Below are 458 nucleotides of genomic sequence, written 5' to 3' on the forward strand. Positions count from 1 at the left end.
GGCGCCCGCAGGATTGACGGTGGACGCCAGCGCTTGCGTCAGGCGCTCTACACCGCAGCTCTTCCGGCATCCTTCCGCTGGAATCCGCAGCTCATGGCCCTGTACAGCCGGCTGATCGCCGCCGGCAAGGGCCACAAGCGCGCGCTGGTCGCCTGTGCCAGGAAGCTGATCGTCATCATCAACGCCGTTGTCGCCCGCGGAACACCGTGGGTCGCCGAACCGCCCAGAACCGCGAGTGTGTCCGTCACCTGATCTCGCACCTGATCTCGTTTCTTTGTTCGATCAGGCGACCGTTTCTTCGTCCCGACCTGCCCTCAAGACGACGCCGCGCGCCGCGGCCGTCAAGGATGGCCGTCGCGCTCGTCTCACCTCACATCGACTGCCGCCAGGCCACGCCTTGACGGCCGCAAGCACGGCGTCATGCTCGCGGAAAGCGGGCGTGCTTTAATGGTTGCTAC

The 458-nt window shown here is 65.9% G+C and carries 1 pseudogene; it reads left to right on the forward strand.

Going from position 1 to position 458, the window contains the following annotated elements:
* A pseudogene (locus tag AABA84_RS34855) lies at window positions 1–252 on the forward strand (IS110 family transposase); the annotation flags it as partial.
* Window positions 253–458: the final 206 nt, after the last annotated feature.

This window comes from Bradyrhizobium sp. TM239, assembly GCF_036247985.1.
Lineage (GTDB): Bacteria > Pseudomonadota > Alphaproteobacteria > Rhizobiales > Xanthobacteraceae > Bradyrhizobium > Bradyrhizobium ottawaense.